Genomic DNA, 21,344 nt, shown 5'->3' on the forward strand with positions numbered 1-21,344 from the left:
TATATAATCAAAATACCCATATCTACAATCCCGATAGTGTCATTGAATCTACTTTTTGATATAAATAACTTAAACTTCCATTTTTATTTTCACTAACTACTGACTGGTGGATAAGATATTCGTTCAAATCTGCTTTAACTTTATATAAACATTTATCAAACGCTTCACTAATACAAAACTGGCACTGTTGAATATGTTTTTCTCTACATTTTTCGGTTAAAAGCTTAATTTCAACTTTTAATATATTACAGAACTCAAACATTAGCCACTTACCTTTACATATATATAAAAGGTCTTCCCAAGAATTGGTTATTCCTTTTGATTGAGCAAACTTGTCTAATTGACGTATGTGCTCTTCCGTGAAATTATTTAGGTTTTGAGCTCTAATCTGCTGTAAGTTTTGCTTATACCCAAATTTAGATTCATACTCTTCACAACATGCATTCTTAAGTGCTTCTAAGGATATGTAGAATAAATCAAGTAGACAATCCTTAACTTTATTAAAAACCATATTCTCAAATTCAGGAGTGATATGTTTTTCGGATACTCTTGTCATATTTCTTATGATATGTCTAGTAGCTTCTTTAGTTACAAAGTGACTCTCCAAGGAATATGCTTTTAGTACTAGAAGGGCTTGATCATTTGGGATCTCACCTCGATAATAACGAGCATCTCGATCTACGATACCTAAAATATATTGTGATATATCGATCTCTGGGAATTGAGCTCTCGCACTATCTATACAGTCAATTACTCCTCTTGATCCATCTGAACCTTCAACAATATTTTCAGCAGCGTAGACTTCTGCGTTCGCGCCATTCCCATAAAATAATGACTCATAAACAGGGACATCATCTATCCCTTCTACGATAATGAGAGGAGTTTCGGAGATAATTGCTTCACTTAGCAATTCATCCATTTCTAAAATCGCCATCACCATTTTATGAGTCTCTGTTGGTCACTGTTGGTGTGACTTCGTCTAAATTAGTGAAGTGTTCATCAAGATCTAAATCAAGGATTCCGTCAGAACTTTCATCGGAAATTAGGCGTTGTATGTAGTCGGAATCTAATTCTGGTTGAAGTTTTACTAGTGAGTGAGGTGATTTCTTTCCAATAATAGAACTATGAGATGCGACAATGATTTGCGTGTGAGGGACTAATTCCCTTATTAGATCCATTAAAGTTCGTTGCCACTTAATATTCAAAGAGATCTCTGGTTCATCAATTATCAGGAAGTTTTTGTCATTTCCTGCCACTACAATCAATGATAAGAATGTAAATATATGACGCTCGCCGCTAGATAAATACTCTAAAGAGTGTTTTTTATTATCGCCATTTAACTTTATATAAGCTTCGTCAGTCGTTATAACTAATTTTTTTCCATCAACTAGGTATTTGTTAAATGTATCCACTAGGGCTGTTATAGATATAAGTAACTGTTTTTCAAATTCTAGTTCATTGATCATGTTAACAATTAGTTGACTTAAAAGTTCATTATCTCTGAGTTTCAAAGCGTCACGTTTTGTTACTACTTCATGTAAGATAGTAACTACATGACTTTTAAAGTTATTATCAATACCATCATTTAGTGCTTCAATTAAGCGCTCTTTATTGTCTAGAACTAACTCTTCAAAGTTATCTGGTATTTTAGAGGTGTCATAACTATTATGCTCTGTAGGAGTAATTACTAATGAAAGGGTTTCGAACAATGCATTTTGAATTCTATCCGTCGCAACTGATTTAGCAAAGCGATATCTGTCTATTAGTAAAGACTCTATGTTTTCCATTTTTACGCTTTGCAAAAAAATGTGTGGCTTGTCTAGAGATAGTTCATTCCTACTACTTCGATATTTTCTGACATTTAAATTCCTTACATAATTAGAAAAAGTTTCAGAAAACTCTCTTACATCAATGGTATTTCGCAGAGGCCTGTATTTGGGGTGGGATAAGAATCTAAGAATATCCTGATACTCTATCTTTATAGATTGTTTAGTAACACCACGTTCAACACCTAAAGATAGAGATGAGCTCTCACCTAAGCAAGATTGGTCTAGTTCGGAAAAATCATAGTCATCAATTGTAATCTGCCCTTCATCATCTATTTTAGATATGTTATTGATGTGTATAACTTCTTCAGTGTTTTCGTTATTTACAACTTTTAGAATAACGGCTCTAACTCTCTCAGACGCAAGAGTCGGACGTTTTCGGTCAAGAACAGCGTGTAATACTTTGAGAAATGTGGTTTTGCCACACCCATTATCACCGTAAATTATAGATACCTGATCTGACGCAAACTGCAACTTCGCTTTTCGACTTTTGGCCTGAAATCCAAATATTTCAATGGAACGTATCTGCAACATTATTTGTAAACCTTTAAGGAACATGTACTTATAACTATTTTATATTCATTTTAACGCATACTCAACTTTTACTCGAAGTTTATTAGCTAACGCTCTAATACACTCCGGATGTGTTTGACAGCCAAAAAGCAATAATCAAGAAAGGATTCTGACCTGTCGATTGAGCGTAATTAGTAAGTCTTAACTCAATAATTTCTAACCTTATATTGACTTGTCTACAACTTCACATTTTATAGTGACTATATTGATTGAGAGCGGGGCTTTCTGTATTCCCTCCAAAGTAAGTAGAGAGACACTATGAAACGTTTAATCCTAAACATCGCACTTTTGGTATTCATGGCGCTTGGTAGCATGAATGCCATGGCCCATGATTCAACGGTTAAGTACGGTATTGCGATATCTCACGATGGTGAGCAAATAGCGTATGGCAAAAGCGGGAGTGGGGATACAGCACTTATCTTCATTCACGGTTGGAGCTTAGACAGCAGGCTGTGGCAAAACCAAGTGAGTGAGTTTTCAAAGCAGTACCAAGTCATCACCATGGACTTAGCAGGGCACGGTAACTCATCGTTCAACCGCGAAGAGTACACCATGGTTGCATTCGCTCAAGACATCAAAGCGGTAATTAAGAAAGAGCAACTCGAGTCCGTCATCTTAGTCGGTCATTCGATGGCGGGTGGTGTGATTGCAGAAGCCGCTAAACTGATGCCGAAAAGAGTGAATGGTGTCGACACATCGCAAAACGTCGCACTAGCCGTTTCACAAAGCGACTTAGATGCAATGACCAAACCTTTTGAAGCAGACTTTCAAGCGGGCATTACTACGTTCGTGAAAGACTCGTTACCAAAAGACGTAGACGCAGATTTACTTTACTGGGTAACGCAAGACATGGCCTCAGCACAGCCAGCTATCGCGATAAACCAGTTCCGCCATTATCTAGGCCAATACGTGACTGGCGAAGCCCACCGCGTGTATGAGAACGTGAGCGTGCCAGTGATATTGGTCAATGCTCGTCTATGGCCAACCGATTCAGAAGCGAACAAGAAACACATCAAGGATTACAGCATTTACTACATTGAAGGTTCAGGCCACTTCCCAATGCTAGAGCAACCTGAGCAGTTCAACACAACGTTGATGAAAGCGGTTAAGTCAGTGAAGTAGGGCGCCGTAGTTGTTAAATGATAGATGTAATCGTTGATAGATAAAACTAAGGCCTCGCGTTTGCGAGGCCTTTTTGGTAGTTGGAGGTTTTGCTAGATACATTCATTTCAATTTGCGAGTAATGATCGCATCGTTCATTCGTTTATGGTCCTTAAACGGCGGCCTCATAGTTATATAAATGCTCTATCAACTACTCCTAGATACGTAATTAGCACCACTGTGATTAGTAAGGGCTGACCGAATCTAGTGGTGCTTTCTACTGATAATAATTTTAACTATGTGTTTAGGACGTCCTGCTATGGCTAAGAAAATCATATTCATTCATGGTCGCGCTCAAAAGCCCGATAAAGCTCCCCTTCAAGCACTCTGGTACGAGGCTATAGAACATGGCTTGCAGCGAGATTGTGGAGACTCAAGTTCATTACAAGCTTTTAAAGATGTCGATAAACGGTTTGTCTATTACGGTGAACTATCAAACACATTGTTAAAAGAACCAACGGAAGATCCTGCAAGTCGACAGCAAGCTCTGTCTGAACTCAAAAAGTACAAGACAAGCCAGTTCAATAAAACAACGTATAACCAGGTATCTAAAATTGGTTTTCTGAAAGAGGCGCTAGCAGATACTTTTTCATCGCTATTTGGAAAGCTAGGTGTGGCTGAGACACTGATAACGAAGGTCGCGCCGGATATGGCGCACTATTGGTATGAAGATACCTATTTTGGCAGCGATGTCAGGCATAGGCTAATGGTTGAACTGCAGGAAGCGCTTGATAATCAGGATGATGTGATGATTGTGTCGCACAGCCTAGGGTCGATGATCAGCTATGACGTGTTGTGGAAGCTGTCTCATTACGGCGAGTATAGACACGACTATGGTGCGGACAAGAAGGTCAACTTATTGCTTACGCTCGGGTCACCGTTAGGCGATGAAAACGTAAAAGATAGGCTAAAAGGGAGCCGCTTGAAAGATGAGAAGAAGTACCCTTTAAACATTCAGCAATGGATAAACATAGCGGCAGAAGATGATTTTATCTCTCATGACAGCAAAATTAGAAATGACTTTAAAGATATGCTCAAACTGGGTCTGATACCCGGCGGAATGAAAGACATCCACCCAATCTATAATCTCAATATTCGCAACGGAAAAGGCAATCCGCATGCTTCCATCGGTTATCTCATCAACCCTAAACTCATCACAGTACTGGATGAATGGCTCTCTAGTTGATTTGGTTTACCATCGTCAATTGTTAGCTGCTTGTTCGTTGGAACGCAGATAAAACAAGGCCTCGCGATTGCGAGGCCTTTTTGTGTTCCGACTAAAACTAAATATTAATCGAGGTTAACGAAAGCTTGGGATAATCGCTGGAATCCCCGGAAGAAGGCCAACCAATGCCATTACACCACTTAGCACAATAAACATAATGCCAGGCAACACCCAACGGCTCATTTTACTCAGTTCACTACTGCGTTCTTTACAACCGACTAAGCCTAAGTTATCCAACAGCATGGTGAGGGCCCAACCAAATGCTGGGTTAACGAGCGCTGAAGAAAATACAACAATCGCTGCCGATTGGGTGGTTTTTCCTTCACGCGTCATTTCCATGCCAGCTTCTAGCAATGGAACAAATACCCCAACAATGAGAGCGACACAAAGTACAGGTTGCCAGATAGCTAGATCCATCGGGTAACCCCAAACCGCGGCGATGATACAGAACAGAGCTGTGAGCAATGCGCCGGCAGGAATAGGGCGTTTAGCAATCGCCGCTGGTACGATGTAAGTACCCCATGAAGACGTAAAGTTAGTACCGCCGAGCAGAGAGCCGAACGTTTGACGAATTGAAGCAGTGGTCATCGTGTCATCAATATTCATGTGTACTTTTTCGGTACGCTCTGGATAGCTGATCTTTTGAAATACTTGATGGCCTAAGAAATCTGGCGACCACATCGCCACGGCTAGAATTGCAAACGGCAATACCACCATGAAGTGTTCAATCGTCGGTAGGCCAAGCATCCAGCCTGTATCTTCTCCCCACCAATACATAGGGTTCATGTTAGGTAAGCCTGGCTCAGTGTGGAAAGCGAATGGGGCACCCATGGCAAATGCAATCGTACCACCCAGTAAACAACTAAGAGGTACGGCTAACCAACGTTTGCGGAAGTGTTCCAATAACGCGTACAAGATAATGGTGCAAAAGATGACGACAAACGCGATGTGGCTCATGCCAATTCCTTCAGCCCAAGCGAACAGCTTTTTCACTTGAGAAGCGGTTCCAACAAAGCCAAGGTAGAGCAATAATCCGCCACATACGCCTTTACTGGTGAGGTTGGCCAACATACTGCCACCTTTACTGATGGCTAAGATTAGGCCAAAAGCGCCAATCAGCAATCCAAACGCCATAGGGTGTCCGCCTGCTGCAACCACAATCGGAATTAAAGGAATGAGTGGGCCGTGTGTACCTGCGAGGTTCGCGGTCGGCAACAGGAAGCCAGAGAAAATAATAATGAAAACAGAGGCGATGAGGAGTTCATAACGAACGTTTTCTAGAATGAAGTCTTCATTTAATCCGAGAGCCCCAGCAAAGGTGGCTGCAATAGCGCCCACCATAACCACTTTACCAATGGTCGCCGCCATCGCTGGGATGGTGTCTTCTATCTCAAATCGATAATCTTTAAACGGCAAATTTGGACGCCAGCGCTTAGGCGACATGATTTGCAATTCGTGTTCTAGATATTGTTCGCGGGAATCAAATTCCGATCTTGGTTTATGTTGTTGTTCATAGGTGAGTTCATCCTCATGGACTTGAGGCTTCTCTGTTTGTATATGTGCGGACTCTAAAGTAGTGCTCATTTTGATTCCTTTCGTTCACACTCTGAGGTGTGTTATTCCAACAAACGTTGTTGACTCACGGCATGAAGTGAAAACAATGCGTCAACTTATCATTAAAAATTCATTAACATTTAGTTGTTAGTACCTTATACCAAACCAAAAAAAACAAATAGACTCAGTCGGTTAGACATTAGTCGTAGAGTCGGACGACTAGTATTAGACCCTGTAGATAGCATGTGTCTGTTTATTGGTAGGCGATGAATTTATGGGTAATAAACGACTATCTAACAAGAAATGCTTGGCGTTAAAGCATCAGATAACATCCATCGATGAGTGCTTTCTGGGGTAACGTTTTTGGTTAAAAACTATTGATAATAATTCTCATTACGTTACCTTGTGGGCTCAAACACACTCATTGTTGCGGAGATCAACATGGAACACTCGGATATTACTCAACTGCTTATTCCAAAGAGCGATTGGGCATCGCCTGATCTCTTTCTCTATGAAGGGGAAGACAAACTTCATCTGAGCTTAGAAGGCGCAATTCAATACAGTGGATTGAACAGCATTGGTGGCGTGGTTCTGGGCTTTAGGATGATCCAACATGCGGTGCAACTCGCGGCGGGTGAGCAGTCTTTGCAACGTGATGGCATCAGTGTTTATACCGCGTTCCCTGGACGTGGTGCTCAAGATGCTTTTGAGTACACATGCCGCGCACTGCGTGATAGGCGCTATTGCTGTGATACCACATTGCATCACCCAGCAGCGCAAACCGGACAACGTGGTCAGTTCTTGTTTACGCTTCGCTTGAATGAACAGTCTATGGTGATGACGCCAGCAGACGGGCTTCCAAGAAAAAGCTATTTTGAGGCCGACAGACACGCACAAGAAGGTCGAGAGGCAGCATTGAGATGGCGCGATGAGAAGATCAACTTCGCCAATACGCTCTTGAGCTTGTCGCCAGAAGAGTGCTTACGCGTGTTGTAATTCTTTGTTCTCACTTACAGAGTGAGCTCAAAAACACAATGAACAACAAGAGGTCGCTCGCTTTCAAGTGGGCGACTTTTTTGTATCAAGCGCTAACGGAAAGCAGATTCCTAGTCGCGCTTAGGCTTGCTGGAATGACTCACTTTTAGTTTAGTGCGGTAGTCTAAAGTCTATGAGTTTCAGCAATCAACTTAAGCTGCCCGATCTCAATCCGCGACACATTTAGGCACGCAGGTGGTGCAGTTTTCAAAGCATTACACAGCTTACACTGACACGAAGTGATATAATTTTTGCCCAAAGCTTTGAAGAGCTAATGAATTAAAGGATGAGTACGATGGAAAAAACGATCTCGTTGGTACTTGGCAGTGGTGGCGCAAGAGGCTTGGTTCACGTTGGAATCATCCGTTGGTTAATTGAGCATGGCTACCAGATAAAATCCATCTCTGGTTGTTCAATTGGCGCACTTATCGGTGGTGTCTATGCGGCGGGTAAGTTGGATGAATTTGAAGAGTGGGTCACCAGTATCGACCAATCGGATATGGCGATGATGTTGGATTTTTCATGGCAGTCGAGTGGTATCTTCAAAGGGGACAAGATCATCGACACACTGCGTGGATTGATCGGTGAGATTTCAATTGAAGAACTGCCTATCCCTTATACCGCAGTTGCCGCTAACGTCGCCGATGAAAAAGAGGTTTGGCTGCAATCAGGCTCTCTGTTTGATGCCATTCGCGCTTCTATCTCTTTGCCATTGTTCTTCACGCCTCATGTGATTAATGGCGAAGCGCTGATTGATGGCGGGGTACTCAACCCTGTGCCGATTGCGCCTACCTTTGGTGATAAGACAGACTTTACTCTGGCTGTGAACTTAGGCGGCGAACCTGAAATTGTTCAACAGGAAGTGACACCGGTTTCCCTACCAACAAAAGAGAGTAACCTGCATGAGAAGGTTGTTCATTTTATCGATAATCTCGGTAGCAGTGTAAAAAGCAAAATGAGCTTCAATTTTGCAGCCTACGACATTGCCAACCAAGCGTTTGATGCGATGCAATCGACCATTGCTCGTCAAAAACTGGCCGCTTATCCCGCCGATATTACGCTTGAGATCCCACGTAATGCCTGTGGCACCTTAGAGTTTGATCGCTCACAAGAGATGATAGACAGAGGCTACCATTTGGCACAGGCTAAACTGGGCAATCGACTTTAATGTATTTGCTGCTGAATGAGAGTATTTATGGAAACTGAACTAAAAGAGCTTGAACTTCAAGAGCTTATGGCAACAAAAGATGTCATCGTGCTCACCAGCTCAGAAGCAACTGCCGTATCTTGGTTGATAGAGTGTTATCAAGAGAACGCCGATATCCAGATTATCGAGAACGCACATCAGCTAGATACTGAAGCGGTTTTGGCGCAATGCCGAAGCAGCCTGAGTGAAAATAAAAAGGTCATACTTACCGCGCAGTTTCGTAGCCAGCTCCCTATCATCAACATCGCTTCACTGTGTAATGAGAAGCGCAAGTCATTGATCAATATTGAGTTGTTAGGCTGGGACGAAGAAACTCGTCTTCCTCAGTCTTATAGCAGTTTCTAGGTTATAAGAATTTCTAGCTTATAACGGTTTCTAGTTAACCGCATTCGCTATATAGCAGCAGTTTTAGGTAGCAGACAATGTAAGCGCATTACTTCAAATGTCTGCCGCCATCAAGGTGCAAAGTTCTTCCTGTCATGTAGTGACTGGCCAACACAAACTTGATGCCATCTATTATTTCCTCAAAGCCCGCTTCTGTGGGAATCAGAGCTTTCTGCAGCGCTTTGGTCTTGTATGCCTCATCGTCATGCTCATTAAACTTAATCATGGCTGGAGAGAGGGTATTTACTTTGACCTTGGGAGCCAGCATCGCTGAAAACGATAGCGTTAGGTTGTTGAGCGCCGCTTTACTGGCCGCGTAAGCAATGTGCTTTTTACTGCCTTTTTCTGCAACGTAGTCACTGATGTGGATGATGTCTGAAGTTTGATCGCCAGATATCAGTTGGTCTTTGAGTGTTAAATTGAACAGATAAGGCACGGTAGCGTGAATCGTCATCATCTGGTGCATGATGTGTGATGCATTTTCACTGGGATCTTTCTTGCTCTCAGGTTTCCAGTCCGAAGCGTTGTGTATGACGGCTCTGAGTGTCTTATATTCTTGACCAACATAATCAAGAAAGCCCTCTAAGCTGCTTTGTTGATAAAAGTCTACTTGCTGCAAGTCGGCTCCATTGTCGCGCAACCGTTGCAGTTGAGGATAGTCGCTGCGGTAAGTGCCAACCACTTTGTATCCATCCGCTATAAGTTGCTGCGCCAATGCGAATCCGAGTCGCTTTCCCACGCCGGTTATCAATATCGTTTCACTCATCGTAAAAACTCAGCTCTGGTTTGAGGGTTAGTTTTGAAAATACCACCGAGAGCGGTTGTTGAGGTTTCAGAGTTTGCATCCATGACGCCCCTGGATTTAACGCAATAGTGCGTGGCTTTAATCGTCACGGCCACGTTTTCTGTCTCTACTAGAGTCTGTATCGCGACTAGGATTTGCTGAGTAAGGCGTTCTTGTACCTGAGGACGCTGAGCAAAGAATCGAACGATACGGTTTATTTTAGACAGCCCAAGAATCTTGTTTTCAGGTATATAAGCCACTTCCGCTAAACCATCGATGGTAATGAAGTGGTGTTCGCACGTCGACGTTAAATCGATATCCGATACCTTGACCATTTCATCAACCGACATTTTGTTTTCTATAACACTGATTTTCGGGAAGTTATCGTAATCGAGCCCTGAAAATATCTCATGGACGTACATCTTTGCAATGCGATGAGGTGTTTCAGCAAGGCTGTCATCGGTTAAATCCAGTCCAAGCGTACTGACCACTTCCGTCAACAGTCCTTTGATGCGGTTGTACTTCTGGTTGGGGTTCATTTCGCTCTCTGTCATTGGAGTTTCAAGTCCTCTTGCGAGCAAAGCTTCTCTTACTTTTTCGGCTTCTGTATTCAGCATGACGCACTCCTTATTAATTAGTTTTCGAGTTCTGCTTCATAGCTCAGGGTGAGCGAAACGGAATCAGCGAAGCGAAGAGCATGAGGCTTGTCAATTCTCACTTGAGCGTATTTTACCCAAGGATGGTCGATACAGATGCCGAGTACGTCGCTGGTCAATTTTTCTAAAAGCAGAAACCTTCCGGATTCGACATGTTGAATGATCTTCTTGCAGATGTTTTTGTAGTTAAGCGCGTTGTCCACATCATCAGAGAGACAAAGGTTGTTAGCGGGGTAGTGGATTTCTGCGTTGATAACAATGTCTTGCTGCTTAGACTTTTCTTCCTCGTTGAAGCCGATGAAGGTTCTTAGTCTCAGGTTTGTAATGGTGATAATGGCGTTGTGATTCATAACAGTGTCCAATCCTTAGAAAGTGAAGTCAGTTACGTGCTTGTTTTAAGAAAAGATCAGTAAAGCTCAGGCGATTAAGAGTTCAGTCGTTCATTTTGCAGCCGTTCTTTTTTCAGTCATGGAAAGGCTAAGTGAAACTGAGCTCGAAAGGGATGGGTTCGGTTTTCTGGCTCAATTGATCAAAGCTTTCCCAGAGCTGCTGGAATGAGATGTCTAGAGTGGGGTGGCGTTCTTGCGCGGCAACATCGACTAACGGTCTGAGTACAAATGCGTATTCGGTGATTTCGCCTCTGGGTAGCTCTACGCCATCGATCATGCCTACTTGATTACCATAAAGAAGGATGTCGATATCCATCGTGCGTGAAGCATAGGCTTTGGTTTGACGCTTGCGATCATTCTCTGCTTCGATTTGATGTAGAACCTGAATCAGTTCGGCGACAGGAAGGTTACATTCAAACCCAACGACAAGGTTTAGGAAGTTGTCCCCCTCGAAACCGACAGGCTCGCAATCGTAGAAATTAGATATGTGCAGCGGTGCAAAGCGGTCATTCAATGCTTTGAGAGATTCTGTGACGTGGTGTTCGCGGTTAATGTTGCTTCCGATGCTGACATAGACGTTGGCCATAGTATTTCCTTCCTTTTAAGGAGCCTATACGTCCAACTCGCGAGGAAGATCAGCTATGTATCCTCTTAGAGGTTGGAGGACAAAAGAAAATACGGTTCTGCCGCAAATCGCGTCTGATAGTGATAGAATCCCCGCATCAGAATTATCGAGAATCTAGGTATTTATAGACAATGTTTATCCATCACGTTAACGGCATCGACTGGCTGGTGATTACAGCTTTTGAAGAACTGAAAACTATGTTTATCGAAGATGCAGGTCCAATCCCATCTTACTTCTCGACCGCCAGCGAATTGAGCCTGATTGATCAAGCCAAGCGCAGCTATGGATTTTTACCTAAACTCCGCGGTGTGATCACCGATACCGGCACGTATCAAAGTGAAAATCTTGACGAAGATTTGAACCCACAGCTTGCGTGTATCGTTGAAGGGCGAGGTCGAGTGTTTATCTATCACGGCGACTATGTGGCTTTTGTCGATGACGAACAAACCTTCATTACCCGAATGGACTGAATATTATTCAGTGGGTTTGGAGCGGTTGATTGGTTAATCGAATAATTGGTTGCGAATAAGCTGCTCTGTAGATAAAACTAAGGCCTCGCGTGTGCGAGGCCTTTTTTATGTGTTGTTTAGCGAGCGAAATAACTTGGCCAGAAGCTCGTGATAATATACTGCCAACCCCCGTTCAAACCTCCCCCTTAATTGATATTTTCCGCCTTTTTTGAAACACAGAAAAGGCGGAGGGTAACAACATCTAACTTTCTATTTTTGTTTGTTATGTCCCTATGCAAACTCTTTATTATTCAGTGAGTTAATTTGTCCGTATTCTCTGGTAACTATTTGAAATACTAGGGGGTACAGAAATGAAAAATGGGTTAGTCTGCGCATTAGCCGTGATGATAATCGTGGGGTGCAAAGAATCGAATGAGCCAAAGGCGACTGCAGTGGAACAACCGAGTGTCATATCTCACATAGATAAAACACCTGAACTAGTCGCAGAATTAAAGGCACAACCGACAATCGATGGTCAGTTTAGGCTGCTATATGAGCGCTTTGAACCCATGCTTGACCGCAGTGACTTTCTTACTGGTACTGATGAAAACAATGATGGTATCCGCGATGACATTGAGGCGTTTATTGATGCGTTAGAAGTGACCGAGCCAGTCCGAAAAGCCTTAAAACAAGAGGCTCGGCAGGCACAAGAAAGTCTTTATCACGACTGGAGTGAAAAGAATAACGCCAATATAAAAAAGGCACTAGCGATTAGCCATAAATATAACAAAATTCTCGCTTGTAAGAAATTTGTTGGTATTGATGTTGATGACAATATAAATACAGGAAGAACCGTTGATGTACTCACTTACAATACAAAAGCCCGCACTATGACTTACTTGGCTTATAACCACCTATTAGATGGTTCCGTAAGTACCTCTCTAAAAGTAGAGGCTAAGTACTGTGAATAAGTTAGTCACCCCGTTCAAATCTCCCCCTTAATTGATATTTTTCCCCTCTTTTGAAACACAGAAAAGATTGAGGGTAACAACATCTAATTTCCTATTTTTGTTTGTTATGCCCCTATGCAAACTCTTTATTATTCAGTGAGTTAATTTGTCCGTATTCTCTGGTGTCTATTTGAAATACTAGGGAAACAAAAATGAAAAATGGGTTAGTCTGCACATTAGCCGTGATGTTAATTGCGGGGTGCAAAGAATCGAATGAGCCAAACGTAACTGTAGTGGAACAACCGAGTGTCATCTCTCACATAGAGAAAACACCGGAACTAATTGCAGAATTAAAGGCACAGCCGACCATTGATGATCAACTTAGGCTTCTATATGAGCGTTTTGAATCCATGCTTGACCGCAGCGACTCTCTCACTGGTACTGATGCAAACAATGATGGTATCCGCGACGACATTGAGGCGTTTATCGATGCGCTAGAAGTGACCGAGCCAGTCCGAAAAGCCTTAAAACAAAACGCCCGTTACACACAAGAAAATCTCTATCACGATTTTTCACAGAAGACCCATGCTAACATCAAAAAATCCCTCGAAATTTCATACAAGTACGACGAAGTCCTCGCCTGTGAAGAGTTTGTAGGAATTGATATTGATGACGGCATAAACACCTCCAACACAATCACATCTCTCACCTACAACACCAAAGCTCGTACTATGGCGTACTTAGCTTATAATCATTTACAAGATGGATCTGTAAGTACTTCTCTGAAAGCAGAGGAAAAGTATTGTGAATAAGCTAGTCACCCGTTCAAACCTCCCCCTAATTGATATTTTTACCCTCTTTTGAAACACAGAAAAGGCGGAGGGTAAGAGCATCTAACTTCCTATTTTTGTGTGTTATGCCCCTATGCAAACTCTTTATTATTCAGGGAGTTAATTTGCCCGTATTCTCTGGTATCTATTTGAAATACTAGGGGATACAGAAATGAAAAATGGGTTAGTCTACACGTTAGCCATGATGTTAATTGTGGGGTGCAAAGAATCGAATGAGCCAAACGCAACTGCAGTGGAACAACCGAGTGTCATCTCTCACATAGAGAAAACACCTGAGCTAGTCGCAGAATTAAAGGCACAACCGACAATCGATGATCAGTTTAGGCTGCTATATGAGCGCTTTGAACCCATGCTTGACCGCAGTGACTTTCTTACTGGTACGGATGCAAACAAAGATGGTATCCGCGATGACATTGAGGCGTTTATTGATGCGCTAGAAGTGACCGAGCCAATCCGAAAAGCCTTAAAACAAAACGCTCGCTACTCACAAGAAAACCTGTACCACGACTTCTCGAAAAAGACTAAAGCCAATATCGACAAGGCAATGGCGATGGGTAATAAATATAACAAAGTTATCGCCTGTAAGAAGTTTGTTGGCATTCCAGTCAGAGATAGAACAAATACAGGAAAAACCATTAGAGCTCTCACCTACAACACCAAAGCACGCACCATGGCCTACCTTACTTATAGCCATTTACAAGACGGCGCGATAAGTGCCTCCCTGAAAGCAGAGGCAAAATATTGTGAATAAACAAGCAATAATACTCATGGCTAGTGCCTTACTTTCCGTTAACGCCAATGCAAATTCCTGTAAAATTGAAGGCTATACCATAGGTTTCTTTAACGGGGTCGCAACAACGATAGACGAAGCCAACGACGGTCGAGATGAATTAGAATCCACTATAGATATCAACCAATACAACGGTGAGTCTGTCGAATACCAGCTTTTCTACAACGATTCTTATATTGACGGAAGTGGGCTTAACGTACTGGCTGATTTTGCTGAAACCTTTGACCAAAGAACTTACGAGTTAGAGCAGAAACAATTCGACCGGTGGGAGGCGTTTTGGGACATTGTGAGCGGTAGGCAAAACAGCTCTATCATCCAAAAAATCAGCGCCACTTTTGCTTGGTTTGCTGGGTTTGTTCTTGACTTCACAAACCAAACCATCAATGCAACCATCACGACATATTTAAAAGAACTAGCATCACTTATTGATGCCCCCGAAACCAGCCAAACTAGAATGCAGCATCATCTTTTAAATGACTCTCTTACGTGGAAAGGAAAAAAGCTCATTTACATCGCGCATTCACAAGGGAACTTGTGGGTAAACGAATCGTACAAGCATGTTACATCTCAATACGGTTACAGTGCCGATAACATTCGCGTCGTTCACATCGCTCCCGCTTCTCCAACCCTTAGCCCAGACAGTGATTATATTTTATCGGCCTCAGACCTTGTGATTAATTTGCTTAACTTTACAGGGATAGGCAGTGTTCCGCCTCCCAACACCACGATAGCACCGAGTAAATTAGACATTACTGGACACGGACTCATTCCTATTTACCTCACTCACCCCAAATCCATTGAGAAAATCAAAGCGTCGGTCGATAAAGCTTTCACGTCTCTTACTAAACCCGAGATGGAAGATTTTTTGTTTAAAATTGAGTTCGATTATAGTGCGAGCTATGACTCACTTCATGATAATCCTGTTTATGAAATTGTTGACGCTAATAAAACTGATGATTTTGGGTCTTACCTAAGGTTTCCTTCTTTTTATCTCAGCCCGAAAAATGAATCTTGGCCTAAGAAGACGGTGGATTCTTATATACAAGATGAAGATAGATTGCCATTTAGAGTTGAGAACAATGCTGTGGTTTTGTTTGATACTTGTAAAAGCCCGAACGAGGCAATGAATGACATTCCATCGATTCCCTCGCAAGACACTTATATGTTCGTACAATGGCGAAATTTAAAACGCTTTGAGCTAGGTACATTTAAAGATATTTGGAGGTCAAGAAAGATGACCGATAGATATGGATTGGTAGATGAAACCCCAATAGCATTTCGAGATATGGACGACGACTATTTCATTTGTGCTGGGGATGGAGATGCTATTGAACTAGAAGCAACACAACACTTTTATAATGAGGAGCAACGTCAGTATTTAGTCACTCAGCATTTGTCTGGACGCTATGATGTGTCGGCACGTTATGCTGTACCTTTTCAAAGTTTTCATCCTACTAATCTCTGTCAAGGCCATTGATTACTAGCTACGTTGAAGGTTCAGGCTATGTCCATATGCTAGAGCAACCAAAGCAGTTTAATGAAAAGTTGATGAAAGCGGCTAAGTTGGTGGAGTCGGGGGACAACCTTTCGATAGATAAAACTAAGGCCTCGTGTGTGTGAGGCCTTAGTTTTGAGGCTGTTACAATAAACCGATCTCTAACGGGTAATTGGATAGAAGTGTTCTAGTCCATGACAATTAGAGTCGTTACTATCCTTACCAGATATCTTCGATTAAAGAGTCTTTAAGCTGCGCAGCTGCGGCAATGTTTTCTTTCGACATGTACTGTTTCACGTCGATTATCTCTTTCTCTGCATCCGAGTTTCCGTATTCCTGCGCGACTTCAAACCATGCTAGCGCTTTAACAAAATCGCTCCATGTACCGTGACCATTACGGTAGGCGTAACCAACGGAATATTGACCATAATCGTTGCCCTGCATTGCGGCGTGAGTGTAATACTCTAATGCTTTTTTTGCGTCTGTAGTTTTGAAACCACACGGTTTTTTGTATCGCGTAGAAGAGTAAATATCACCCATCTTCACATAAGAAAGTGTATGTTCATCTTCTTCAATGGCTTTGCTAAATAATTGCATCGCTTTAGAGCAACTCTTTTCAACGCCTTGTCCATTTAGGTAAGAAATACCCAAATTGTACATAGCACTTGCATCGCCTAAGTTAGCCGATTGCTCAAACCAATACGCAGATTTGGAGAAGTCTTGAGTGACGCCTTGACCTTCATCGTATGAAAATGCGAGTTGATACATAGCGTCAGAATACCCCGCTTTTGCAGAAGCTAGGTAATAATCGTTGCCTTTCTTTAGGTCGACAGGTGTACCTTCACCATCAAAATACATTACGCCTAATGAGTAGAGCACATAAGGGTCTTTGCTGGTTTCAGCTTTGTGGTACCAAGCCAGTGCTTTTTCGTATTGCTCTTCGTAGTAATAATTATCTGCCAAGGTAATCATCGCTTTTACCTCACCAGATTCCGCTACTTGATTCATGTACTCATATCCCCGTTGTAAGTTCTCTTCATACATTGAATCTTCAATTAAAAGGTTAGCAGCCTGCATTAGCAATTCGTTATCGCTAGACGTTTCTGCGTTCTTTAAAAGTGCGAGTTCTTCGCCTTCAAAAGCTTCTATCTCAAGATCGTATGCAAAAGTGCTAGCGGATAGCAGCAGCGACAGTGACGTTAAAAAAGTACAACTTTGTTTTATCATTTAAGCCATTTCTTATATTAGTAATGTTTCACATGAATATAACAAAACAGCTTTGAAAATAAAGGAAATTTCGGGATATCGAAAACCGAATTCACGACAATGAGACCTAGGGCATCTCAATATACTGGAAGCAACCAAGACTGGTTAATAAACGTTGACCCAAGCGATTAACTCTATGGCTTAGGCGCGGAAACTAGGTGGCACTGACTCAGTAGCAATGGACAGAGCTCTATATGTGCCGATAATGATCTAGAGGTCTTTAAACCCAAGTTATCGTGACACTCATTACCTGACTGGCAGCTTGGTCTTTGTTTTTACCTGACCGAAGGCGAAGCTGGATTCAATCGAAGCAATATTGGGCAGGCGGGTTAATTGCTTGCGGATAAACTGCTCGTAGCTTTTTAGCGACTCGCTGACTACATGCAATAGGTAGTCGTGATTGCCCGTCATTAGAAAGCACTCTAACACTTCATCAATCACTTCGATGTGCTGTTCAAAGTCTCGCATGTTCTCTTCTGTCGGCTTTTCAAGTTTCACCAACACAAACACATTGACTGGCAGGCCACACGCTTCTTGGTCAACACTGGCGTGATAGCCGCGAATAATCCCTTGTTTCTCTAATGCTCGAATTCGGCGTAAGCAAGGAGAGGGCGACAGTGCCACGCGATCAGCCAACTCTTGATTAGTCAGCCGAGCGTTGCTTTGCAGTTCAGCCAGTATTTTCTTATCGATCTCATCCATTGGCATATTCCATCAATATTGAATTTAGTTTGGCAATATTATTGCTCAAAGTGTATGTCTTACTTCGTAAATAGCAATTTTTAGCATCTGCACAAAACTAAAATTAAAGGAGGAACAACAAGCATGGAATGACTTAGGAACTATGAATACTTCAACTCAACTTAGCCCGCTGCGTAAAACTACCAAACACGAACAAGCAGAAGCCCTTGCCATTGAGCAAGCCAAGCATTTTGGTATCGACCCAAACAGTGATTACGGCGTCACGCTTATCGAACTGGCGACGACACTGTACAAAGCCAATACCAAGACACTCGATCTTTGGGCATTGACGGTTGATGGCCTTTCAGAGCTCGATAAGAGCGACCGAATCGCTTGGTTTAACGCCAAACGTTTTTTGTCATTCCAGATCGCTAAGATCCTCGACAATCTGCAAAACCCAATGCGCGCCACTTACCAGTCTATTGCCACCAATAATGGTAATTTTGCATCCAAAGGTGCGTATCCTATCTTCGATAATGTCGCTGCTATTTTCTCTGCGAGCCCTGTGATTACACGTACCGCGACCTATTTGTTTGCGTGTACAGAATGGATTGAAGATGCGTTTAATGGTAAGGAGCCGCTGCACGATATTTACTCTCGACTGCTTAACCCAACATCGATTTCACTGGCTAACCACATGGTTGATATTGAGGCGGGCTCTAGAGCTAATGAGTACCTCGCATGGAACTTTAACTCGGGGATGGCCGCTATTGATGGGTTGTTGAGCCATCTACTTGGGTATGAAGACATTGTCTTAGCTTCACGCAATATCTACGGCGGTTCTTACCAACTGTTGGAAGATTGGTTTGGCAAGCCTTCGAACCTGAATGTCGCGGTAGAGTGGGTGGATGGTTACTCCGGGGATGAGTTTGCGACGCGACTTGATGAGGTTGCCGATAAATACGCGGATCGAATCGCTGCGGGTAAGAAAATCTACGTCTACCTAGAGTCACCGTGTAACCCGCATGGATACGTGTTAGATGTTGCTAGTATCAGTAAAGCAGGTCACTCTCGTGGTTGGGATGTGATTGTTGACTCGACAGTGGGGACTCCATTGTTGCATCCAGTACTAAAACGCGATGATGTGATGGAAAGGCCTGATTATGTGATTCACTCCTACACCAAAGAACTGGCGGGTTCTGGTACCACAACAGCTGGGGTTGTGATTGGCCGCAACGAGACCATGTTTGTTCCAAAAGGAGAAGAGGTCACTTGCACTAAGCCTAACGGTGATGAAGCCACAATCCCATGGAACGAAACGTTGTTTTGGAATGTGTATTACATCAAAGGCGCATTCTTAGATGCAGACAAAGCGTTTGAAGTGCTCAATGGCATAAAAACCTATGAGATGCGTGTGGTGCAGAAAACCATCAACACTCTGACGCTCGCGAAGATCTTCGACGCTCACCCTGACATCAATGTGTCGTGTCCAGCTTTGCCAGAAAGCGATAACTATGAACACTGCCAGAACAACATGTACTTGGGTTTACCAGCGGCGCTTTTCACAATCGATATGGAAGGTAACGGCGACCGTGAACCAATCAATCGAGATGGGTTTAAACAGTTCTTCGACATGCTTGAGCCAGCAATCGGCATGCAAGTGAGCTTAGGGCAAACCAACACCGTGGCCTTATGCCCAGCACTGACCACGCACTCAGAGCTCAGCGATGAAGCGTTAAATGAAGCAGGCATCAAGCCAACCACAATGCGTATCTCTATCGGCTTGGAAGATCCGCGAATGTTCATCGCTCACATTATCGAGGCCGCTAAATTGTCGATTGACCGCAAACACGCAGACTTCTCATCGAGTTTCCCGAGTGGTGAGAGTATCGATGAAATCTATATGCAAACCTATATGGATGTACACCAGAGGTTTGTGAAGAGCTTGCCGAAGTTCAGTCAGCTTACTCAGTAACTTAGGTCAGTAAGGAAAGTTAACAAGAGAAGTCAGTGAAGTAGGGTAGCTGTAAACGTTAAATGAAAAACGTAAGGCCTCGCGTGTGCGAGGCCTTTTGGGTTTCGGGTAATAACATAAACCAATCTAGAACAAATCTTAGAAAAATGCGTCGATGAATCACCTAATAGCCTTTAACTCGTAGAATATGGGTAATTTATTTCTTATAACATAAGGCAAATATGAGCGGAAAAAGTAGTTTTTTGGACAACACTGATGTGGAGCACTTTTTCCACTCAATGAAGCTGCAATTAACGTTGGCTAGGGTAACCAAACACATCGTTCTCGTTGGCTGACTCTCCAGTTTGAGTTTCTGCAATATCCCAATGCTCTACAATTTTCCCTTCGTTATTAAAGCGGAAGATATCAATGTAACCAACACCTAAATCGCCTTTTTTACCGAGGTCAATTTGCTTCGAATGAACAAGAACCATGTCACCCATTGCGATTGTTTTTGCTATCTCCGTTTTTAGCTTAGTCCCGTTACTGTTTAAGTAATCAAGGTAACCAACCAATGCTTTTCTACCATTTGGAACCTCTGGGTTGTGTTGAATATAGGTTTCGCTAGAAATATACTTTTTTAACGCACTTGTATCCGCTGGGTTTTCAAAGCTTTTCAACACAGCAATGGCTCTGCCTCGATTACGCTCGATGTCTTGAGTTGCATCATAGATATTCGCGTCTGGCCCTTGGTACATGGTGTTTTTGTTTTCAGATTTTTCCGGAACTTGTTGGTAGTGATCCCAATGCTCTACCAGCATGCCATTTTCTTCTCTCCAGATATCAACATAAACATATTCCGCACCGTCTGAAGTTGTCCAAACAGAGTGTATTGCGACATAAGGACCTTCTGCAATGGTACGGTAGATATCTACTTTCACGCCAGGATCAGCAGTTAACTCGCCAGCTACCGCTTTAATCAGTTCTGCTGGTCCATCGCCATAAGCGGTAGCGTGTTGGATGTAAGTGTCACCAACGTACTTTCCGAAGTTGTTCAAATTCCTATAAACCAGTACATCTTCATAGAAGCCTTCCGCTAGTTTAATGGATTGATTAGTTTGAGCATCAATGGTGCTTAGGTTAGCAAAGCTTGGGGCAGTAAATAGACAAACAGCCATTCCGATTGCAACAGATTTAATAGACATGATTCTTCCTTTTTAGGTTTGTTTTGTTTGAGCACCTGTATGTTAGCCAGTCTAATTAATTAAAAAAATAGGGCATTATTCATACTTCTCATGAACAAATTCGATTGGTTGTAGTTGTAGTTGTAGTTGTAGTTGAGGTAGTTGCGAGGTGGTAGGTAAAGTCTATTACTTAAATCGAGATCTAATGATGGTCACGGGATACTGGCTGGGATCTGATAACTATTTATTTTAAAAGGCGAATCAGAGCAATATAATTACTCTGAATAGATGAATAGATGAATAGA

Annotated in this window: 21 protein-coding genes; 11 read left to right on the forward strand and 10 right to left on the reverse strand. The window is 42.6% G+C overall.

The annotated features are described in order from the left end of the window. Nucleotides 1-22: 22 nt before the first annotated feature. Complete coding sequence (locus AB4513_RS08340) at nt 23-940, reverse strand: hypothetical protein (protein ID WP_102258575.1); 918 nt, start codon at nt 938-940, stop codon at nt 23-25. A 1-nt stretch (nt 941) separates the two neighbouring features. Next, nucleotides 942-2,360 (reverse strand): AAA family ATPase, encoded by a 1,419-nt coding sequence (locus AB4513_RS08345; RefSeq protein WP_157936412.1) that lies wholly within the window; start codon nt 2,358-2,360, stop codon nt 942-944. 297 nt (nt 2,361-2,657) lie between these two features. On the opposite strand from AB4513_RS08345, the gene AB4513_RS08350 reads away from it, so the two are divergent. Together AB4513_RS08350 and AB4513_RS08355 are read left to right on the forward strand one after the other, a co-directional pair. After that, complete coding sequence (locus tag AB4513_RS08350) at nt 2,658-3,521, forward strand: alpha/beta fold hydrolase (protein WP_102258573.1); 864 nt, start codon at nt 2,658-2,660, stop codon at nt 3,519-3,521. 298 nt (nt 3,522-3,819) lie between these two features. Then, on the forward strand, nt 3,820-4,746 hold the full coding sequence (locus AB4513_RS08355) for a hypothetical protein (protein WP_102258572.1): 927 nt from the start codon (nt 3,820-3,822) through the stop codon (nt 4,744-4,746). A gap of 114 nt (nt 4,747-4,860) precedes the next feature. On the opposite strand, the gene AB4513_RS08360 is transcribed toward AB4513_RS08355, so the two are convergent. Then, nucleotides 4,861-6,369 (reverse strand): DUF3360 domain-containing protein, encoded by a 1,509-nt coding sequence (locus AB4513_RS08360; RefSeq protein WP_009846994.1) that lies wholly within the window; start codon nt 6,367-6,369, stop codon nt 4,861-4,863. Nucleotides 6,370-6,780: 411 nt separating this feature from the next. Here AB4513_RS08360 and AB4513_RS08365 point away from each other — a divergent pair, with 411 nt between their 5' ends. From AB4513_RS08365 to AB4513_RS08375, 3 genes are all read left to right on the forward strand, one after another. Then, nucleotides 6,781-7,335, forward strand: coding sequence for a hypothetical protein (locus AB4513_RS08365; RefSeq protein WP_009846993.1), 555 nt, complete (start codon nt 6,781-6,783; stop codon nt 7,333-7,335). 334 nt (nt 7,336-7,669) lie between these two features. Then, on the forward strand, nt 7,670-8,542 hold the full coding sequence (locus AB4513_RS08370) for a patatin-like phospholipase family protein (RefSeq protein ID WP_029225338.1): 873 nt from the start codon (nt 7,670-7,672) through the stop codon (nt 8,540-8,542). A gap of 15 nt (nt 8,543-8,557) precedes the next feature. Next, nucleotides 8,558-8,926: a hypothetical protein gene (locus tag AB4513_RS08375; protein ID WP_102258571.1), complete on the forward strand. Its 369-nt coding sequence runs from the start codon at nt 8,558-8,560 to the stop codon at nt 8,924-8,926. An 88-nt stretch (nt 8,927-9,014) separates the two neighbouring features. Here AB4513_RS08375 and folM read toward each other — a convergent pair whose 3' ends face one another. From folM to folK, 4 genes are all read right to left on the reverse strand, one after another. Beyond that, the gene (gene folM / locus AB4513_RS08380; protein WP_009846990.1) at nt 9,015-9,731 is read right to left on the reverse strand and encodes a dihydromonapterin reductase; all 717 of its coding nucleotides are present in this window, start codon (nt 9,729-9,731) and stop codon (nt 9,015-9,017) included. Next, nucleotides 9,728-10,366 carry a GTP cyclohydrolase I FolE gene (gene folE, locus AB4513_RS08385; protein ID WP_009846989.1) on the reverse strand — a complete coding sequence of 213 codons (639 nt, stop codon included), beginning with the start codon at nt 10,364-10,366 and terminating at the stop codon, nt 9,728-9,730. The genes folM and folE overlap by 4 nt, the downstream gene beginning before the upstream one ends. Before the next feature lie 17 nt (nt 10,367-10,383). Beyond that, nucleotides 10,384-10,755, reverse strand: coding sequence for a dihydroneopterin triphosphate 2'-epimerase (gene folX / locus AB4513_RS08390; RefSeq protein WP_076671585.1), 372 nt, complete (start codon nt 10,753-10,755; stop codon nt 10,384-10,386). A 127-nt stretch (nt 10,756-10,882) separates the two neighbouring features. After that, the gene (folK, locus tag AB4513_RS08395; protein WP_102258570.1) at nt 10,883-11,380 is read right to left on the reverse strand and encodes a 2-amino-4-hydroxy-6-hydroxymethyldihydropteridine diphosphokinase; all 498 of its coding nucleotides are present in this window, start codon (nt 11,378-11,380) and stop codon (nt 10,883-10,885) included. A gap of 170 nt (nt 11,381-11,550) precedes the next feature. On the opposite strand from folK, the gene AB4513_RS08400 reads away from it, so the two are divergent. From AB4513_RS08400 to AB4513_RS08420, 5 genes are all read left to right on the forward strand, one after another. Further along, complete coding sequence (locus tag AB4513_RS08400) at nt 11,551-11,889, forward strand: hypothetical protein (protein ID WP_009846986.1); 339 nt, start codon at nt 11,551-11,553, stop codon at nt 11,887-11,889. 350 nt (nt 11,890-12,239) lie between these two features. Continuing rightward, nucleotides 12,240-12,839, forward strand: coding sequence for a chromosome partitioning protein ParA (locus AB4513_RS08405; RefSeq protein WP_102258569.1), 600 nt, complete (start codon nt 12,240-12,242; stop codon nt 12,837-12,839). A 191-nt stretch (nt 12,840-13,030) separates the two neighbouring features. Next, complete coding sequence (locus tag AB4513_RS08410; RefSeq protein WP_102258568.1) at nt 13,031-13,630, forward strand: chromosome partitioning protein ParA; 600 nt, start codon at nt 13,031-13,033, stop codon at nt 13,628-13,630. Nucleotides 13,631-13,820: 190 nt separating this feature from the next. Beyond that, complete coding sequence (locus tag AB4513_RS08415; RefSeq protein ID WP_102258567.1) at nt 13,821-14,420, forward strand: chromosome partitioning protein ParA; 600 nt, start codon at nt 13,821-13,823, stop codon at nt 14,418-14,420. A gap of 16 nt (nt 14,421-14,436) precedes the next feature. Then, nucleotides 14,437-15,936 (forward strand): hypothetical protein, encoded by a 1,500-nt coding sequence (locus tag AB4513_RS08420; RefSeq protein WP_102258629.1) that lies wholly within the window; start codon nt 14,437-14,439, stop codon nt 15,934-15,936. Nucleotides 15,937-16,173: 237 nt separating this feature from the next. Here the strand turns inward: AB4513_RS08420 and AB4513_RS08425 are convergent, their stop codons facing one another. Both AB4513_RS08425 and AB4513_RS08430 read right to left on the reverse strand, forming a co-directional pair. Next, the gene (locus AB4513_RS08425) at nt 16,174-17,181 is read right to left on the reverse strand and encodes a tetratricopeptide repeat protein (RefSeq protein WP_009846981.1); all 1,008 of its coding nucleotides are present in this window, start codon (nt 17,179-17,181) and stop codon (nt 16,174-16,176) included. Between the two features lie 285 nt (nt 17,182-17,466). Then, a complete protein-coding gene (locus AB4513_RS08430; RefSeq protein ID WP_009846980.1) occupies nt 17,467-17,922 on the reverse strand; it encodes an Lrp/AsnC family transcriptional regulator in 456 nt (151 codons plus the stop codon). 142 nt (nt 17,923-18,064) lie between these two features. Between AB4513_RS08430 and AB4513_RS08435 the strand changes: the two genes are divergently transcribed. Continuing rightward, entirely contained in the window at nt 18,065-19,876 is a 1,812-nt protein-coding gene (locus AB4513_RS08435) for a PLP-dependent transferase (RefSeq protein ID WP_102258566.1), read from the forward strand. 290 nt (nt 19,877-20,166) lie between these two features. Here the strand turns inward: AB4513_RS08435 and AB4513_RS08440 are convergent, their stop codons facing one another. Then, a complete protein-coding gene (locus AB4513_RS08440; RefSeq protein WP_009846978.1) occupies nt 20,167-21,060 on the reverse strand; it encodes a nuclear transport factor 2 family protein in 894 nt (297 codons plus the stop codon). Between the last annotated feature and the right edge of the window lie 284 nt (nt 21,061-21,344).

The organism is Vibrio sp. 10N.222.54.E6 (genome assembly GCF_041473955.1).
In the GTDB taxonomy this organism is placed as follows: Bacteria; Pseudomonadota; Gammaproteobacteria; order Enterobacterales; family Vibrionaceae; genus Vibrio; species Vibrio tasmaniensis_A.

Coding starts and splice junctions, on each gene's coding strand:
- AB4513_RS08340 (WP_102258575.1), bottom strand. CDS start 940: ATGGTGATGGCGATTTTAGAAATGGATGAATTGCTAAGTGAAGCAATT.
- AB4513_RS08345 (WP_157936412.1), bottom strand. CDS start 2,360: ATGTTGCAGATACGTTCCATTGAAATATTTGGATTTCAGGCCAAAAGT.
- AB4513_RS08350 (WP_102258573.1), top strand. CDS start 2,658: ATGAAACGTTTAATCCTAAACATCGCACTTTTGGTATTCATGGCGCTT.
- AB4513_RS08355 (WP_102258572.1), top strand. CDS start 3,820: ATGGCTAAGAAAATCATATTCATTCATGGTCGCGCTCAAAAGCCCGAT.
- AB4513_RS08360 (WP_009846994.1), bottom strand. CDS start 6,369: ATGAGCACTACTTTAGAGTCCGCACATATACAAACAGAGAAGCCTCAA.
- AB4513_RS08365 (WP_009846993.1), top strand. CDS start 6,781: ATGGAACACTCGGATATTACTCAACTGCTTATTCCAAAGAGCGATTGG.
- AB4513_RS08370 (WP_029225338.1), top strand. CDS start 7,670: ATGGAAAAAACGATCTCGTTGGTACTTGGCAGTGGTGGCGCAAGAGGC.
- AB4513_RS08375 (WP_102258571.1), top strand. CDS start 8,558: ATGAGAGTATTTATGGAAACTGAACTAAAAGAGCTTGAACTTCAAGAG.
- folM (WP_009846990.1), bottom strand. CDS start 9,731: ATGAGTGAAACGATATTGATAACCGGCGTGGGAAAGCGACTCGGATTC.
- folE (WP_009846989.1), bottom strand. CDS start 10,366: ATGCTGAATACAGAAGCCGAAAAAGTAAGAGAAGCTTTGCTCGCAAGA.
- folX (WP_076671585.1), bottom strand. CDS start 10,755: ATGAATCACAACGCCATTATCACCATTACAAACCTGAGACTAAGAACC.
- folK (WP_102258570.1), bottom strand. CDS start 11,380: ATGGCCAACGTCTATGTCAGCATCGGAAGCAACATTAACCGCGAACAC.
- AB4513_RS08400 (WP_009846986.1), top strand. CDS start 11,551: ATGTTTATCCATCACGTTAACGGCATCGACTGGCTGGTGATTACAGCT.
- AB4513_RS08405 (WP_102258569.1), top strand. CDS start 12,240: ATGAAAAATGGGTTAGTCTGCGCATTAGCCGTGATGATAATCGTGGGG.
- AB4513_RS08410 (WP_102258568.1), top strand. CDS start 13,031: ATGAAAAATGGGTTAGTCTGCACATTAGCCGTGATGTTAATTGCGGGG.
- AB4513_RS08415 (WP_102258567.1), top strand. CDS start 13,821: ATGAAAAATGGGTTAGTCTACACGTTAGCCATGATGTTAATTGTGGGG.
- AB4513_RS08420 (WP_102258629.1), top strand. CDS start 14,437: ATGGCTAGTGCCTTACTTTCCGTTAACGCCAATGCAAATTCCTGTAAA.
- AB4513_RS08425 (WP_009846981.1), bottom strand. CDS start 17,181: ATGATAAAACAAAGTTGTACTTTTTTAACGTCACTGTCGCTGCTGCTA.
- AB4513_RS08430 (WP_009846980.1), bottom strand. CDS start 17,922: ATGGATGAGATCGATAAGAAAATACTGGCTGAACTGCAAAGCAACGCT.
- AB4513_RS08435 (WP_102258566.1), top strand. CDS start 18,065: ATGAATACTTCAACTCAACTTAGCCCGCTGCGTAAAACTACCAAACAC.
- AB4513_RS08440 (WP_009846978.1), bottom strand. CDS start 21,060: ATGTCTATTAAATCTGTTGCAATCGGAATGGCTGTTTGTCTATTTACT.